This window comes from Acidobacteriota bacterium, assembly GCA_016712445.1.
Taxonomy (GTDB): Bacteria; Pseudomonadota; Alphaproteobacteria; order Caulobacterales; family Hyphomonadaceae; genus Hyphomonas.
The window spans coordinates 628,835-642,385 of record JADJRB010000001.1; the positions used below are offsets into that span (position 1 = coordinate 628,835).

Genomic DNA, 13,551 nt, shown 5'->3' on the forward strand with positions numbered 1-13,551 from the left:
ATTTGGGTGCTAGAATGGCAGATGAGCCTGAAGACAAGGAAAAGCGGAAGCCCAGCAAGCGGGTCACGCTGACGATGGCGCGGGAGTTTCACAATCTCCGTGACCGTGGTTGGTTTGTGAACCGCATTGCCGCTGAGTTCGATGTGAACCCCGGCCGCGTCAGCGAAGTGCTGAACGGCCACAAGTTCCCTGAGGCTGGCGGGCCTGAACAGCCGACGCTGATCTGAAAAGGTTGGGGTGCGAGTATTCTCGCACCCCAATATCATCATGCCGCAACTGAACGATTTCGAAATTCCTCGCCGCTCACTCAACTGGGCAAAAGAAGCAATCCAGGAATCGCACGTCGTTCTTGAAAGCTACTTCGCCCGAGTACGCGGTGTGGAGGTGACTGATATCGACCCTGAAACGGGGCTGCATCACTTTAAGGTCAAACTCAGCGAGAGCATCCCCGATCGCGTTGATCGCCGTATCTTTGAAGCGATCTCGAACACCAAGAACGCCTTTGACCAAGCCATGTTCGCCGCGGTTTGTGCCATCAACAGGCGGCCAAAAAGCGGCGACGTCCATTTCCCGTGGAGGTCCAGCCTCGAAGACCTCAACCGGCGAATGGAAAACGCTAAAGCCAACATTCCTCGGGAACTTCACGATGTTATCCGAAAGCACGAGCCATACCCGCGAAGTGATCCGGGTTCGGAAAGCGGAAACCAAATTCGGGAAATCGCCAAGCTCGCAAACCAAAAGCACACCGTCAGCGTGAGAGTCGTCGGATATGTTTCTGGAGGGAGGTTCCCTGACTCCTACACCACTGGAAATGGCGAGATCGGACCGGTTATTCACCCGGCTCTGCGTTGGGACCCTGTGCACAATGAGATGACAGTGCTGGTCCACGGCGGGAACTTGAAGATCAAGAACAACTACCGCTTTGCATTCCATGTAGTCTTTCAGGAATCCGGGGCACTTAAGAACGTTCCGGCAATGCCGGTTGTCGATGCTTTCGCGGCAAAGGCAGAGGCTGTCATCAATGACCTTGAGGCCGAGTGCCGAAAGATCACAGGCTGACAGGCTGGAATCATTGGGTGGGTACGTCAAATATAACATGTCGAATATACTTTACATGTAAAAAATCTTAGACTACACGTCTTTGTAAGATATTTTTGACACAGAAAAGGATCTGCCATGTCATTCCGAGAAAAAACCGCATGGGCCATGGCCCTCATCCTGATTGCCGGGGCGATCTTCTATTTCGACAAGGTCGTCCGGATCACTGACGCCATTGGCCGGACGGCGCCGCCCATCATCGGACTCGTCATCGCCTATGTGGTCGTGATCGTCATCGCCTCGGTCACGGCGATGATCGCCCTGTCCGTCTTTTCGCCTCGCGAAGCTGATGCCCCCGCCGACGAGCGCGAAGAACGCATCCTCGACAAGGCTGGTCATTGGTCGGGCTATGTCCTCGCGGTGCCCTTGCTGGGTGCACTCTGGCACTTTGCGGTGAACGGCGACGGCAACATGCTGTTCCACCTCGTCTTCCTGGCGCTGATGCTTGGACAGATTGCGGAATACACGTTCCAGATCATCCTCTTCCGCCGGGGAGCCTGAGCCGTGGCCAAGCCCCCGCCGATCACCAACCGCATCCGCGAACTGCGCGAACAGAATGGTCCGATGAGCCAGGCGGCCCTCGCCGAGGCGATCGGCGTGACCCGCCAGACCATCATCGCCATCGAGCTCGGCAAATATTCACCGTCCCTGGAAAGCGCATTCCGGATTGCCCGCGTGTTCGAGACAGATGTGGAATCCGTGTTCGGCTGGCAGGGGCCGCCCGCTGGCTGAGACTGCGGCGGCGGAGCGCAGGCGTTAACCGCAAACTTCGATTGACACTCATTCTCAAGTGCTGCAAATGGTTCTCATGATCATTTGCGTCTGCAATCGTATCAACTGCCGGTCGGTTCGCGAGGCCGTCGAATCGGGCGCGCGCAGCCCGAAAGCCGTCCAGTCGCACCATGGTTGCAAGTTCAATTGCGGCAAGTGCTCCACCACAATCGGCGAAATGATTGCCGAGCAGATGGATCGCTGCGTTCCGCAAGGCGCCATCCTCGCGGCCGAATAGGCCCCGCGACAACTCCAAAATCCTTTCAATTCAAGCCGTTCCTGCCGCGCGCCGGAACGCGCCGTACACCTGTTTGCAAGTGTGTCGCACTTGCATATGCAATTGATTTCATTGGATTTTTTATTGCGCCAGCCCGTCCGCTCGCCTATAAGGCTAGGTAAATCTCCCTATCCTCCCATCCCCACAGGAGCCGTCCATGCAAGGCGACAAGAAAGTCATCGAATACCTGAACATCGCCCTCAAGAACGAGCTGACGGCCATCAACCAGTATTTCCTCCATTCGCGGATGCTGAAGGACTGGGGCGTCACCAAGCTCAGCAAGAAGGAATACGAGGAATCGATCGAGGAGATGCATCACGCCGACTGGCTGATCGAGCGCATCCTGTTCCTCGGCGGCCTGCCGAACCTGCAGGACCTCGGCAAGCTGCACATCGGCGAGAGCGTCGAGGAGATCCTGCACGCCGACCTGAAGATGGAGAACCTGGCCATCCCGCTCCTTCGCGACGCCATGGAGCATTGCGAGAAGGTGCGCGACTATGTGAGCCGTGACCTGTTCGGCAAGATCCTCCACAACGAGGAGGAGCACGTCGACTACCTCGAGACGCAATTCTCGCTGATCGAGCGGGTCGGCATCGAGCGCTATACCCAACTCCAGTCCGAAGCGAACGGATAAGGCCCCGTCCGGGTCATTGTGCCGACGCAATAAGGCGTGGATATTCAGCGCGTTGCCGCGCGCCTGCGGCAGCTGAACCATCCACGTCTTGTTGGGGACTCCAATGTCGAAACTCACGCTGCATGCCCGCCTCGCGGCCGGCCTAACGGCCGCCTGTGCCGCCACCGCCTTCCTTCCCGCCCTCGCTCAGGGCGCGCCGGATTTCCAGAACGAAGCCTTCACGACACCTTACTGGACCCGCGTGCCGGTGATCGAAGTGATCGGCCGCGCCGACATGCAGGTCGCGCCGAACCGCGCAAACTTCTCGGTGACCTATCTCGAGACCGACAAGGACTCGAAGAAGGCCATGCAGCTCGCCGTCGAGCGCGGCCGTCTGGCTTACGACACGATCAAGAAATCCGCCGGCAAGGACTCCGTCATCACCACGTCGGTCAACGTCACTGCACTCTATGAGCAGTACAAGGACAAGGACGGCAACAAGATCGACAACGAGCGCTCCGACAAGATCCGGGCCTATGAGGCGCGCGTGTCGCTGAATGTCACGGTGCAGGATGTCTCGAAGGCTGGCACGGCGCGTGCCGGCGCGCTGGCGATTGGCCCGGAAAATTCGAGCGGCCTCACGACCTATCTTGAGCGCACGACTGAAATGAACCGCGAAGCCTACGAGGCCGCCGTGAAAGACGGCACGGCCCGCGCGAAGTCGACTGCCTCGGCCAGCGGCGGAAAGCTCGGGCGCCTGATGGTCGTCCAGGAAGGCAGCGGCCCGTGCCTCGGCAGCTGGTCGTCCTATGGCGGCAGCGACTATGACTACTACCGCGCCGCGCCGGCCTACGCGCCGCCGCCGCCTCCCCCGCCGCCTCCGCCGCCGGTTGCCTCCGGCATGATTGACGGGCGCATGGTGACGATCACGCAGGCCGATCTCGACGCGCTGAACCTGCCGTCGGACGACAAGACACAGAGCGTCTCAGCCAGTGTCTGCATGATCTACAAGGTTGATCAGTAAACATCCGTCTACGGACGTATTATGGAAAGCCCGTGAAAAAGGGTTGATCCACCTTCCAAACTGGCGTCTTAAGGGGAGGCGGGGCTTTGTGCTCCGCCTCCCAACGCATTGTCACGCTCCTTTTTGGAGCCAAGGCAGACAAACCAGAAAAGGAACATCCCATGGCGAAAGCGCCCAGTGCGAAGGAACTGCTTGTCGAGAAGTATGTGGCCGACCTGAAAGAGAAAGTCGGCGAAGCGCGGCCTGACATGGCACTCCTCGACGCCTGCGTGAAGGCCTGCGGGCCCGCAATCTACAAGCCGGATTCGGCAACCGTTGCCGCGTCCAACAAGGACGAAATGGAACGTGTACGGACGAGCTTCATTGTGAAGAAGCTCGGAATCTCGGACGAGGACAAGGGCCACACAGCCCTCAAGTCGGCCATAGAGAAGTACGGCCGCGCCGTGCGCGCGAAACACCGCCCCGTCGTCTATTATCTCGTCGCCAAGGAACTGAAGAAGGCCGCCGCCCTGAAAGCCGCCTGAGCCATCTTTCACTTGAGAATCAAATCGCCGCCCCGGCCAGCCCGAGGCGGCGATTTTTTGTGCGGGCCTTCCCTCTCACATTTTCACGCGTGAAGTGACTTGGTTTCCACCAAAAAGATCGTAACGATCAACTCAGGTGGGCTGCAAACCGGACAGGCAGACCATCGGACATTCATGCCGGTCTTCCACAAAGGAAAGGAAATCCGATGCTTCGCCCTGCCCTTCTCGCCTGTGTTTCGTTCGCGCTTGCCGCGCCCGCCTTCTCCCAGATCAAGGAGGGCCGCGACTATCAGGAAGATGCCTATGTCACGCCTTACTGGACGCGCGCGCCGGTCATCGAAGCGCTGGGCCGCGCCGAACTGGAAATCCCGCCAAACACCGCCAGCTTCGACGTGACCTTCACCGAGACCGACAAGGATGCCGCCACGGCCATGACCCGCGCCGTTCAACGCGCGAAAGTGGCCTTCGAAGCCATCAAGCGCACCGGCGGCACAAAAGTCATCGCAGAAACCTCTGTCGAGGTGGAGCCCTTGTATGAACAGTACAAGGATGAAGACGGCGACCTCGTCGACAATGAGCGCGCCGACAAGATCCGCGGATATGCCGCCTATGCCTCGATCGAAGTGGAGGTGAACGGAGACCTTGACCTCGCCGGCAAAGTGCGCGCGGCAGCGCTGGCCGCAGGACCGGAAGATTCCTCATCGCTCGACATATCCACAAAGGTCAGCGCCGAAGCGTACCGCGCCGCCTATGAGGCCGCCGCCGCTGACGCCGCTGCGCGCGCAAAGGCCAGCGCCGCCGCGACCGGCGCGACGCTCGGCCAGCTGCTCGTCATCCAGGAAGGCAACGGCCCCTGCCTTGGCCGGTGGAGCAAGGCGGCAATCGGCATCGTGGGTGGCACCCTGACAGCGGAAACCATGCTGGACGAACTCCCACAAGCGATGTCCCGCCTGCAAACCGTCTCCGTCACCAGCCAAAAACTGAAGCGCGGCGCGCCGATCACGGATGAGCAGATCGCAGGCCTCGACCTGCCGACCGATGCAAGGCCGCAGACGATCACATCTTCCGTCTGCGTCGTTTACGCGGCCGGAAAGTAATCCCGGACGCGGCGGCTAGAACCCGTTCAGCCGCGCGTAGCGGTCGCGGTGCCAGCTGGCGGATCCGTAGAGGGTTTCCTGCACGCGGGCGCGCTTCATGTAGAAGCCGGGCTCTGCGGCGTCCGTCATGCCGATGCCGCCGTGCATCTGCACGCATTCGTTCGACACGAGATGCACCAGGTCGCTCGCCTTGGCCTTCGCAAGGCTTGCCAGCTCGGCCACATCATTCTTGCCGGCATCGACCGCGCCCAGCGCCGCCGCCACGCACGAGCGTGTCATCTCAAGCTCGACGAACATCTTCGCGGCGCGGTGCTGCAGCGACTGGAACGAGCCGATCAGCTGGCCGAACTGCTTGCGGTTGTTGAGATATTCCAGCGTCATGTCGAACGCCGCCTGCGAGGAGCCGAGCATCTCTGCCGCCATGCCGATGGCCGCACGGTCCAGAACCGGATCGAGAATGTCCGCGCCTTCATCGGCCGGCCCGATCAGGGCCGCTTCGGTCACGTGCACATCATCAAAGCTGATATGTGCCGCGCCGTGGCTGTCGACGGTCTTCAGGATGCTGACGGTCACGCCCTTGGTCTTGCGCGGCACGAGGAACAGGCTGATGCCGTGCCGGTCGCCGGGCTCACCGAACGTGCGCGCCGCCACGATGAACATGTCGGCGAAATGCCCGTCAGGCACGTACTTCTTGAGGCCATTCAGCGTGAACCCCTGCCCGTCGCGTTCGGCTTCGGTGGCGATGTTGTAGGGCGAAAAGTGCGCCGACTCGTCGAGCGCCAGCGCGAAGGTCGCCTCCCCGCCCGCAATCTTCGGCAGCCACTCAGCCTTTTGCGCCGGCGTCCCGCCGAGTTGCAGCGCGGAGGCAGCAATCAGAGCGGTCTGCAGCAGCGGCGTTGCCGCCAGCGTGCGCCCCTGCGCCTCGAGGATCTGGCCAAGGCCGGTCAGGCCGAACGTCTCCCCGCCCGGCTCGTCCGGAATGATCACGCCATAGAAGCCAAGCTCCGCCAGCTTCTTGCGCGTCTCCCGGTCATCGCCATTGGCGCCGCCATCGCGCAGCGCCCGCAGGTGGCTCACCGGCAGCTCGTCGCGCGCGAACGCCATCGCCGTCTCGCGCAGCATCTCCTGGTCTTCTGTCAGTACAAAGCTCATGGTTCAATTTCCTGGTACAAATTCGGTCAAAGGGCGGAAGGTCTGTCCGGCTACTGATGATCCTTCAGGCCGAGCACGCGTTTCGCGATGACGTTGAGGTTGATCTCGCTGGTGCCGCCCTCGATCGAGTTGCCCTTCGAACGCAGCCACTGGCGCGTGACCTTCTTGGCATTCTTGTCGAAGCCCTCGCCTTCCCAGCCGAGTCCCTCGGTGCCGAGCGCCTCGATCAGCAGTTCATGCCGGTCCTGGTTCATCTTGGCGGCGCCGTACTTCAGGATAGACGCCGTATGGCCGACCGCCTGCCCGGCCTTCGCCTGCTCGGTCTGGCGCTGCACAGTGAGGGCGAATGCCTTCGAGTACATCTTGTGATCGGCGAGGCGCCCGCGCAGGTCGCCGTCCAGCAGGCGGCCGCTCTCGTCGGTGCCGATATGCTGCTTGGCATACTCTTCCGGCCCGAGGATGCCGGAGCCGCCCGTGCCGCCGAAGCCGCCGGCCGAAATCGACGAGCGCTCGAACTGCAGCAACCGCTTGGCGATCTCCCAGCCGCCGTTGACCTTGCCCACCAGCTGGTCCTTCGGCACTTTCACATCGGTGAAGAAGGTTTCGCAGAACGGGCTTTCGCCGGAAATCAGCTGGATCGGGCGCGCTTCCACGCCGGGCGATTTCATGTCGAACAGGATGAAGCTGATGCCTTCATGCTTGGTCGATGTGTCGGTGCGCACGAGGCAGAAGATCCAGTCCGCCTTGTCGGCATAGGACGTCCAGACCTTCTGGCCGTTGATCAGGTAGTGGTCGCCCTTGTCTTCGCAGCGCGTCTGCAGGCCGGCCAGGTCAGAGCCCGCGCCCGGCTCGGAATAGCCCTGGCACCAGCGGATCTTGCCCTTCAGGATATCCGGGATGAAGCGCAGCTTCTGCTCGTGGTTGCCGAACTCCAGCAGCGCCGGGCCAAACATCCAGAGGCCGAACGAGAAGAGTGGCGGGCGCGCCTTGATGCGGCGCAGCTCCTGCTCCAGCACGCGGGCCTCGTCCCGGTTCAGGCCGCCGCCGCCATACTCCTTCGGCCATTGCGGCGAGGTCCAGCCCTTCTCTCCCATCCGGTCGAGCCAGAGTTTCGATTCCGGGTTCTTGAACGTGGCATTGCGCCCGCCCCAGACAACCTCGTCATCCGGCATCGGCGTGCGCATCGAAGGCGGGCAGTTTTCCTCCAGCCACTTGCGGGTCTCGGCGCGGAACGCCTCGAGTTGCTCGGCATTGTCGTAGGCCATCGGCTCACTCCCTGGAATGTTCGGATTATCGAGCCACCCTAAGCCGGCCATCCGCATCCGCCAAGCGTTCACGCGGCGTCAGAAAGTCCCGGCGGGGCGGTGGGGTGTCTTGGCCCAGAAATGCGGACACCTGGCGAGACCATAGATCGCGCGGCCCATCGCGATCGTCTGCAGCGGCCAGTAGAGTGGCAAGGTGAGCGCAAGCCACAGCCGGCGGACGCCAAGCTGCCCCGGCGCGGCGAGCGCCATCGCGATGCCCGCCGCGTACGACAGCAGTGCCAGCCCGGCGAAGGCAGGCGCCATCACGGCGCCGGGCACCAGCGCGCAAGCGCACAGCCAGAGCGCCCAAGGGCCGTGGACAAGCGCAGACAGGATGGCGGCGCCCAGCGTCAGCTGCACCCCGAGGAATCCGCCGACCCCAAGTTCGCGCAGCGCCGCCAGTGGCTGGCGCATCACCACGAGCCAGGTCTGCAGAAAGCCCTTCAGCCACCGCGAGCGCTGGTTGACCCAGACAAGCAAGGCCTCGGGCGGCGTCTCGCGCGTCGGCGGCGCGATGACCCCGACACGCTGGCCGCCGCGCGCGAGGCGCAGGCCGAGGTCGGCGTCCTCAGTGACATTCCAGGCGTCCCAGCCGCCGGCCGACACCAGTGCTGCACGCCTGAAATGGTTGCTCGTGCCGCCCAGCATCACCGGCAAGCCGAGGCGGGCAAGGCCCGGCAGGACGCGGCCAAACTGAACGGCATATTCCAATGCCCATTGGCCCGCGATCCAGCCACGGCCGCCCTCCCCGGCCAACGGCGCCTGGACGCAGGCGAGACTGCTGCCGGCCGCCGCAAACGCCCTCACCGCCGCCTTCAGCTGATCCGGGTGCGGACGGTCCTCCGCATCATAGACGACAACAAAAGCGCCGCGCGCCCGGGCAAGACCATAGTTGAGCGCCCTCGGCTTGGTGCGCGGGTTACCAGGCGGGACGACCAATAGTTCGGTCCCGGCCGGCCAGCGCTCGCAGCGCAGCGCGGAGAGCGTGGCCGTGTCGCCTGCTTCGATCAGCAGCTTCACGTCGAGCTTGTCAGCCGGATAGTCGAGCGCGCGGATTGCCGCCGCGAGCTGCGCAGCGGTCTCCGCTTCATCCTTCAGCGCGATCAACAGCGTGTAGACGGGCCAGTCTTCCAACGCCCCGGCGACCGGCGCGGCCGGCGAAGCGCGGCTTGCGCCAGCAACGTAGACCCGCACCCGGAACGCCAGCACCGCGAAGAAGAACAGCGCACCAGACCAGCCGAGGCACGCGGCAATGGTGGAGGGCGCAACGAGGACAGCGATGCCGATGAGCGCAAACAGCCGGGCGAATGCACGCCGCTGCGACGGTGTCAGGGTGCGAGCGGCGGAGTGACCGGGACGGCGCAGGAGCAGGCCGAAAGCCGCCGCGTGCGCCGCGCGCCGGTCTGCGGGCGGGCGTAACAGACCCTGCCCGCCGGGCTCACCTGCCCGGTCAAAAAAGCCTTCTCCGTCGGCCGCCACGCCCCAGCACCCACAGCATTTTCACAAGTTATCCACAAACCTTAGATCACAATCGTTTCACGTTCGCAATGAAATCGTCTTGGCCTCACTTGCGCTTCAGCGAGTCGCGGAGCGCCTTCCTCTGACGCTCCAGAGCGGCCTTCAACGCCGCGCGCGACGACGGCGGCGTACCAGCCGCGCTGTCGTCCGCCCCGCCGGCGCTGGACGACATTTCATCCAGTGGCGTGTTGTCCGTTCCGCAGATGCCGCAGGAATAGGTGAACACCGGCAAAGGCGACGCGCAGTTCCAGCAATGCGTGGGTCGGCCAAGCTTAGGGTCGGTCGGTCCGGACATGTGTGGTTCCTCCTGCCTTCACTGGGATAGGCGCAGGATTCCGGCAGAACGGGGCACATGCGCCCGCCTCTTGAAGCCCCGGCTCGTTTGTTCTACATTTGTTCCATGTCCGGCGTTCATGCCCTCTGGTTCCGGCGCGACCTTCGCGTCCACGATCACGCTCCGCTGCTGGCAGCGGCGGCGAGCGGCGCGCCTGTGCTCCCGGTCTACATCTTCGATCCCGAGTATTGGTCGCAGCCGGAAATTTCGCGCCGCCAGTTCGATTTCCTGCTGGAGTCGCTGCGCGAGCTTGATGCCGCCCTCGCAGCCCGGGGCAGCCGGCTTGTGGTGCGCACCGGCCCGGCCGCCGAAGTGCTCGCCGCGCTGCATCGCGAGTACGGCCTTGAGGCCGTCCACGCCTACCAGGAAACCGGTTTGCAATGGTGCGCCGGCCGGGACCGCCTGGTCTATCGCTGGGCACGCAACGCCGGCGTCGCGATGCGCGAGCAGCCGTTACCGGGCCTCACAGGATCCCCGGAGCCGTCCGGCTCCTTTTACGCGCGCTGGAACGCCGCTATGGGCGCGCCGCGCGCAAAGGCGCCGGATGCAATCCGGTCACTCGTGCTGCCTGCGCCGGTCTGGCCCGACGCCGAAGATCTGGGCCTCGGCAAGCCGGACTGTCCTGCCCGCCAGCCGGGTGGACGGGCGGCGGCCGTCGAATGCCTGCGCTCCTTCCTCGAAGACCCGCAGGCCGGCACCGAGCTGACTTCCCGCCTTTCGCCGCACCTTGCTTTCGGAACGCTGTCCGTCCGCGAGGCCTGGCAAGCCGCGCAGCGCGCCCTGCAGTTGCGTGCGGCCGACGACGATGCAGGCTTCACTGCGTCGCTCCACATCTTCCTTGAACGGCTCACGGAACGCGGCCGCTGCCTTCAGGCCCACGCAGGCCAGGCCGCGCTCGATCCGCGTACGCTGGTGCCCGCACATGACGGCGTTCGCCCCTGCGCCGATCCGGCGGATCCGCGGCTCGACGCCTGGCTGCAAGGGCGCACCGGCTTCCCCTTCCTTGACGCCAACCTGCGCGCGCTGAGGGCCGCCGGCTGGATAAACCATGAGGCGCGGGCGCTCGTGATCGGCTTTGTTTCGCACCACCTCTGGCTTGACTGGCGGCTGCCGGCGAGCCGCCTCGCCGGCCTGTTCACCGATTTCGAGCCCGCCATTCACCTTGCCCAGGCCCGCCTTCAGGCGGCGGCGACCGATGTTGAGGCGCCGCGCATCTTTGATCCGGTGAAGCAATCGCGCCTCCTCGATGCCGACGGCGCTTTCATCCGCCAGTGGGTGCCGGAACTTGCGCGGCTGCCGGATGCCTTCCTGCATGCGCCCTGGGATGCGCCTCCGGAATTCCTGTCCGCCGCCGGGGTCGTGCTGGGCCAGACCTATCCGATGCGGATTGTCGACCACAAGGCAGCCGCCAATGAAGCGCGCAGCCGCATCGCTGCCGCTCGCCGGCAAGCGGCTCCGGCTGCTGCCGCTGACGACTTCCAGGCCCGGATCGGCGCGCGCCGCCGCAGGCCTGCGACCCGGCCCGCTGAGCGGCCCGCCGCGAAAGCGCAACTCGATCTCGACTTCGGACGCGCCTTCGCCTCCTGAAGCGGCCGCAAGCCCCGATTCCTACCCATATTGACCAACGATAAAAGTCCGCGACGCCATCGCGCAGCCTCAATTATCGTTTTTCGATGAATTTATCGCCTTGTTTTTGCTTGATTTTATTTTTTTTCGATAATTTAATATTGAAAAACGATAAGTGCTGGTCTATCTACGAATTGTCGGCAGCGGGAACAGCCCGCCAAGGCAGAAACAGAAACCAGACCCACAACAAACAGGAGAATAGATCATGTCCCCCCGCGCCCTTTCGAACGACATCGGTGCCGAAAAATTCGCCGCTGTCTCGGCGCTTGCCCGCCCCACCGGAACCGCCCCTGTCCGGTACGAGGCTGCAAACGACACGGTCGCGGTGGAACGGATGGATATCCTCGCCCGCCGCCGCCGCCGCCAGAACCGCCGCGAGCTCCGCTCGTAGCGACCCTGAAGCACCGCCGGGAACCCCTGCCCTGGCGGTGCTTCTACCCCCCCAGAAAAGCCCCCAAGGAAGGAAACACCTCATGTACCGCCCCCTCATCGCCGCCGCCCTCGCCGTCACCGTCTTCACCGCGCCGGCCCTCGCCGCCTCCAGCACGTTCAACATGGATGTCGGCTACTCGAAGGCCAAACTCGCCACCCCGGCCAGCGCCGCCGAAGAGTATGACCATATCCGCAAGCAGGTCGCCGACCGCTGCGAAACGGAACTGGCCGACGTGAAATACGGCAAGCAGATCGCGGTCCGCGCCTGCACCGAGCGCACGCTGACCAACACGGTCCGCGCCATCAACAACGCCAATCTCAGCGAAGTCCACGCCAACCGCTGAACCGGCCTGCGCTGTCGCGGCGCCCTGCCTCTCACTCCATACGCCTCGCCGCGACAACGCCCACTGCCGCCTTCGTCCCGCCAGACGAAGGCGGTTCTTTTTTTTGGGCCAGGAGAAGCTCAGTCCCCGTCGCCGTCGCGGAAATCCTTGGCGCGCAGCACATGCGCGAGCCGGAAATGTGCGGGCACGAACGCGCCGTGCGCCAGCGCCTCGTAGAGCGCCGCGCAACTGGTCGGAAACTTCTCGTTCAGCCGCAGCGAGGCCTGATGGTCTTCCGAGCCGCCCTCGCGCAGGATCGAAAGCGCAAAATCGTGCAGGCCCGGATTGTGACCGATCACCATCAACGTGCCCGCGCGGTCGTTCTGGCTGACGGCTTCGGTCAGTCCGCGCACGCCGGTCAGGTAGAGCGACTCCATCGGGCGCACCTTCTCGCCGGAGAAGATGCTGGCAACTTCCGAACAGGTCTCGCGTGCCCGCCGCGCGCTCGAGACCAGAATCAATTCCGGACTCCAGCCCAACGCAACCAGTTCCTCGGCCATGCGCTTGGCATCGCCGTGCCCCTGCGGTGTCAACGCACGCCCGAAATCGTCGATGCCCTCCGACCAGGGCTCAGTCTTGGCGTGACGCATCAGGATCAGGCGTTTCATGGGCGAACCCGCTCCCGGCGGCATTGAGGATTTCTCATCGGCGGCTTCAGGCAGCTGTGGTTGTTCGGGCCTCGTTAGGCACTAGTTTCGCGGCAGAAATCAAGAGACAGGACCGCAGAATGACCCTTTTGATCGGCGACACCGCCCCGGACTTCGAAGCCGACACGACCGAAGGCCGGATCCGGTTCCACAAATGGGCGGGCGACGACTGGGTCATCTTCTTTTCCCACCCGGCCGATTTCACCCCGGTCTGCACGACAGAACTCGGCTACACGGCGAAGCTGAAGGATGAATTCGCCCGCCGGGGCGCCAAAGCGCTGGTGATCTCGGTCGATACGCTCGACCATCACACTGACTGGAGCGCTGACATCGCGGAAACCCAGGGATCGGCCGTGAATTTTCCGATGATCGCCGACCCCGACCGGAAGGTCGCAACGCTCTACAACATGATCCACCCCAACGCCGACCCGAAGGTCACCGTGCGCGCGGTGTATGTGATTGACCCGTCGCGCAAGATCCGCGCCTCGATCATCTACCCGCCGAGCGTCGGCCGAAACTTTGATGAAGTCCTGCGCCTGCTCGATGCGCTGCAGCTGACCGATGGCTACAAGGTCGCCACGCCCGTCAACTGGCAGGACGGCGACGACGTCATCATTGCGCCGTCGCTGAAGGACGAGGCGGAAATCGCGCGCCTGTTCCCGAAAGGCTATACCGCGCTGAAGCCGTACCTGCGCGTGACGCCGCAGCCCGGCAAGGGCTGACAGCCCGCATCGGCGTTGCCGAACCGCCT

18 protein-coding genes are annotated in these 13,551 nt (G+C 63.6%); 13 read left to right on the top strand and 5 right to left on the bottom strand.

The window, feature by feature from the left end; all coding sequences use genetic code 11:
• The first annotated feature begins 14 nt into the window (after window positions 1-14).
• The 9 genes from IPK75_03135 (at window position 15) to IPK75_03175 (ending at window position 5,404) form a co-directional block, all read left to right on the top strand.
• On the top strand, window positions 15-227 hold the full coding sequence (locus IPK75_03135) for a hypothetical protein (protein ID MBK8197341.1): 213 nt from the start codon (window positions 15-17) through the stop codon (window positions 225-227).
• Between the two features lie 40 nt (window positions 228-267).
• The gene (locus IPK75_03140) at window positions 268-1,059 is read left to right on the top strand and encodes a hypothetical protein (GenBank protein MBK8197342.1); all 792 of its coding nucleotides are present in this window, start codon (window positions 268-270) and stop codon (window positions 1,057-1,059) included.
• A gap of 147 nt (window positions 1,060-1,206) precedes the next feature.
• Window positions 1,207-1,599 carry a hypothetical protein gene (locus IPK75_03145; GenBank protein MBK8197343.1) on the top strand — a complete coding sequence of 131 codons (393 nt, stop codon included), beginning with the start codon at window positions 1,207-1,209 and terminating at the stop codon, window positions 1,597-1,599.
• A 3-nt stretch (window positions 1,600-1,602) separates the two neighbouring features.
• Window positions 1,603-1,830, top strand: a complete 228-nt coding sequence (locus IPK75_03150) for a helix-turn-helix transcriptional regulator (GenBank protein ID MBK8197344.1) — start codon at window positions 1,603-1,605, stop codon at window positions 1,828-1,830.
• 76 nt (window positions 1,831-1,906) lie between these two features.
• Window positions 1,907-2,107, top strand: a complete 201-nt coding sequence (locus IPK75_03155) for a (2Fe-2S)-binding protein (protein MBK8197345.1) — start codon at window positions 1,907-1,909, stop codon at window positions 2,105-2,107.
• 196 nt (window positions 2,108-2,303) lie between these two features.
• Window positions 2,304-2,780 carry a bacterioferritin gene (gene bfr / locus IPK75_03160; GenBank protein MBK8197346.1) on the top strand — a complete coding sequence of 159 codons (477 nt, stop codon included), beginning with the start codon at window positions 2,304-2,306 and terminating at the stop codon, window positions 2,778-2,780.
• A gap of 103 nt (window positions 2,781-2,883) precedes the next feature.
• Entirely contained in the window at window positions 2,884-3,783 is a 900-nt protein-coding gene (locus tag IPK75_03165; GenBank protein MBK8197347.1) for an SIMPL domain-containing protein, read from the top strand.
• Between the two features lie 161 nt (window positions 3,784-3,944).
• Window positions 3,945-4,307, top strand: a complete 363-nt coding sequence (locus IPK75_03170; protein ID MBK8197348.1) for a DUF2853 family protein — start codon at window positions 3,945-3,947, stop codon at window positions 4,305-4,307.
• A 206-nt stretch (window positions 4,308-4,513) separates the two neighbouring features.
• Window positions 4,514-5,404 carry an SIMPL domain-containing protein gene (locus tag IPK75_03175; protein MBK8197349.1) on the top strand — a complete coding sequence of 297 codons (891 nt, stop codon included), beginning with the start codon at window positions 4,514-4,516 and terminating at the stop codon, window positions 5,402-5,404.
• Window positions 5,405-5,419: 15 nt separating this feature from the next.
• On the opposite strand, the gene IPK75_03180 is transcribed toward IPK75_03175, so the two are convergent.
• The 4 genes from IPK75_03180 to IPK75_03195 all read right to left on the bottom strand — a co-directional run bounded on the left by IPK75_03180 (window position 5,420) and on the right by IPK75_03195 (window position 9,673).
• The gene (locus IPK75_03180) at window positions 5,420-6,556 is read right to left on the bottom strand and encodes an acyl-CoA dehydrogenase (protein ID MBK8197350.1); all 1,137 of its coding nucleotides are present in this window, start codon (window positions 6,554-6,556) and stop codon (window positions 5,420-5,422) included.
• 50 nt (window positions 6,557-6,606) lie between these two features.
• Window positions 6,607-7,821: an acyl-CoA dehydrogenase family protein gene (locus IPK75_03185; protein ID MBK8197351.1), complete on the bottom strand. Its 1,215-nt coding sequence runs from the start codon at window positions 7,819-7,821 to the stop codon at window positions 6,607-6,609.
• 78 nt (window positions 7,822-7,899) lie between these two features.
• Window positions 7,900-9,339, bottom strand: a complete 1,440-nt coding sequence (locus IPK75_03190; GenBank protein MBK8197352.1) for a glycosyltransferase — start codon at window positions 9,337-9,339, stop codon at window positions 7,900-7,902.
• Between the two features lie 85 nt (window positions 9,340-9,424).
• Entirely contained in the window at window positions 9,425-9,673 is a 249-nt protein-coding gene (locus tag IPK75_03195; protein ID MBK8197353.1) for a hypothetical protein, read from the bottom strand.
• A gap of 105 nt (window positions 9,674-9,778) precedes the next feature.
• On the opposite strand from IPK75_03195, the gene IPK75_03200 reads away from it, so the two are divergent.
• The 3 genes from IPK75_03200 (at window position 9,779) to IPK75_03210 (ending at window position 12,114) form a co-directional block, all read left to right on the top strand.
• On the top strand, window positions 9,779-11,299 hold the full coding sequence (locus IPK75_03200) for a deoxyribodipyrimidine photo-lyase (protein MBK8197354.1): 1,521 nt from the start codon (window positions 9,779-9,781) through the stop codon (window positions 11,297-11,299).
• A 244-nt stretch (window positions 11,300-11,543) separates the two neighbouring features.
• Window positions 11,544-11,729, top strand: a complete 186-nt coding sequence (locus IPK75_03205) for a hypothetical protein (protein ID MBK8197355.1) — start codon at window positions 11,544-11,546, stop codon at window positions 11,727-11,729.
• An 82-nt stretch (window positions 11,730-11,811) separates the two neighbouring features.
• A complete protein-coding gene (locus IPK75_03210) occupies window positions 11,812-12,114 on the top strand; it encodes a UrcA family protein (protein ID MBK8197356.1) in 303 nt (100 codons plus the stop codon).
• A 119-nt stretch (window positions 12,115-12,233) separates the two neighbouring features.
• Here the strand turns inward: IPK75_03210 and IPK75_03215 are convergent, their stop codons facing one another.
• Complete coding sequence (locus IPK75_03215; protein ID MBK8197357.1) at window positions 12,234-12,761, bottom strand: histidine phosphatase family protein; 528 nt, start codon at window positions 12,759-12,761, stop codon at window positions 12,234-12,236.
• A 119-nt stretch (window positions 12,762-12,880) separates the two neighbouring features.
• On the opposite strand from IPK75_03215, the gene IPK75_03220 reads away from it, so the two are divergent.
• Window positions 12,881-13,522, top strand: coding sequence for a peroxiredoxin (locus IPK75_03220; GenBank protein MBK8197358.1), 642 nt, complete (start codon window positions 12,881-12,883; stop codon window positions 13,520-13,522).
• The last annotated feature ends 29 nt before the right edge of the window (window positions 13,523-13,551 follow it).

Bases quoted from the DNA above. Each gene is read 5' to 3' on its own strand.
- IPK75_03135 (MBK8197341.1), top strand. From the start codon at position 15: ATGGCAGATGAGCCTGAAGACAAGGAAAAGCGGAAGCCCAGCAAGCGG.
- IPK75_03140 (MBK8197342.1), top strand. From the start codon at position 268: ATGCCGCAACTGAACGATTTCGAAATTCCTCGCCGCTCACTCAACTGG.
- IPK75_03145 (MBK8197343.1), top strand. From the start codon at position 1,207: ATGGCCCTCATCCTGATTGCCGGGGCGATCTTCTATTTCGACAAGGTC.
- IPK75_03155 (MBK8197345.1), top strand. From the start codon at position 1,907: ATGATCATTTGCGTCTGCAATCGTATCAACTGCCGGTCGGTTCGCGAG.
- bfr (MBK8197346.1), top strand. From the start codon at position 2,304: ATGCAAGGCGACAAGAAAGTCATCGAATACCTGAACATCGCCCTCAAG.
- IPK75_03165 (MBK8197347.1), top strand. From the start codon at position 2,884: ATGTCGAAACTCACGCTGCATGCCCGCCTCGCGGCCGGCCTAACGGCC.
- IPK75_03170 (MBK8197348.1), top strand. From the start codon at position 3,945: ATGGCGAAAGCGCCCAGTGCGAAGGAACTGCTTGTCGAGAAGTATGTG.
- IPK75_03175 (MBK8197349.1), top strand. From the start codon at position 4,514: ATGCTTCGCCCTGCCCTTCTCGCCTGTGTTTCGTTCGCGCTTGCCGCG.
- IPK75_03180 (MBK8197350.1), bottom strand. From the start codon at position 6,556: ATGAGCTTTGTACTGACAGAAGACCAGGAGATGCTGCGCGAGACGGCG.
- IPK75_03185 (MBK8197351.1), bottom strand. From the start codon at position 7,821: ATGGCCTACGACAATGCCGAGCAACTCGAGGCGTTCCGCGCCGAGACC.
- IPK75_03195 (MBK8197353.1), bottom strand. From the start codon at position 9,673: ATGTCCGGACCGACCGACCCTAAGCTTGGCCGACCCACGCATTGCTGG.
- IPK75_03200 (MBK8197354.1), top strand. From the start codon at position 9,779: ATGTCCGGCGTTCATGCCCTCTGGTTCCGGCGCGACCTTCGCGTCCAC.
- IPK75_03205 (MBK8197355.1), top strand. From the start codon at position 11,544: ATGTCCCCCCGCGCCCTTTCGAACGACATCGGTGCCGAAAAATTCGCC.
- IPK75_03210 (MBK8197356.1), top strand. From the start codon at position 11,812: ATGTACCGCCCCCTCATCGCCGCCGCCCTCGCCGTCACCGTCTTCACC.
- IPK75_03215 (MBK8197357.1), bottom strand. From the start codon at position 12,761: ATGAAACGCCTGATCCTGATGCGTCACGCCAAGACTGAGCCCTGGTCG.
- IPK75_03220 (MBK8197358.1), top strand. From the start codon at position 12,881: ATGACCCTTTTGATCGGCGACACCGCCCCGGACTTCGAAGCCGACACG.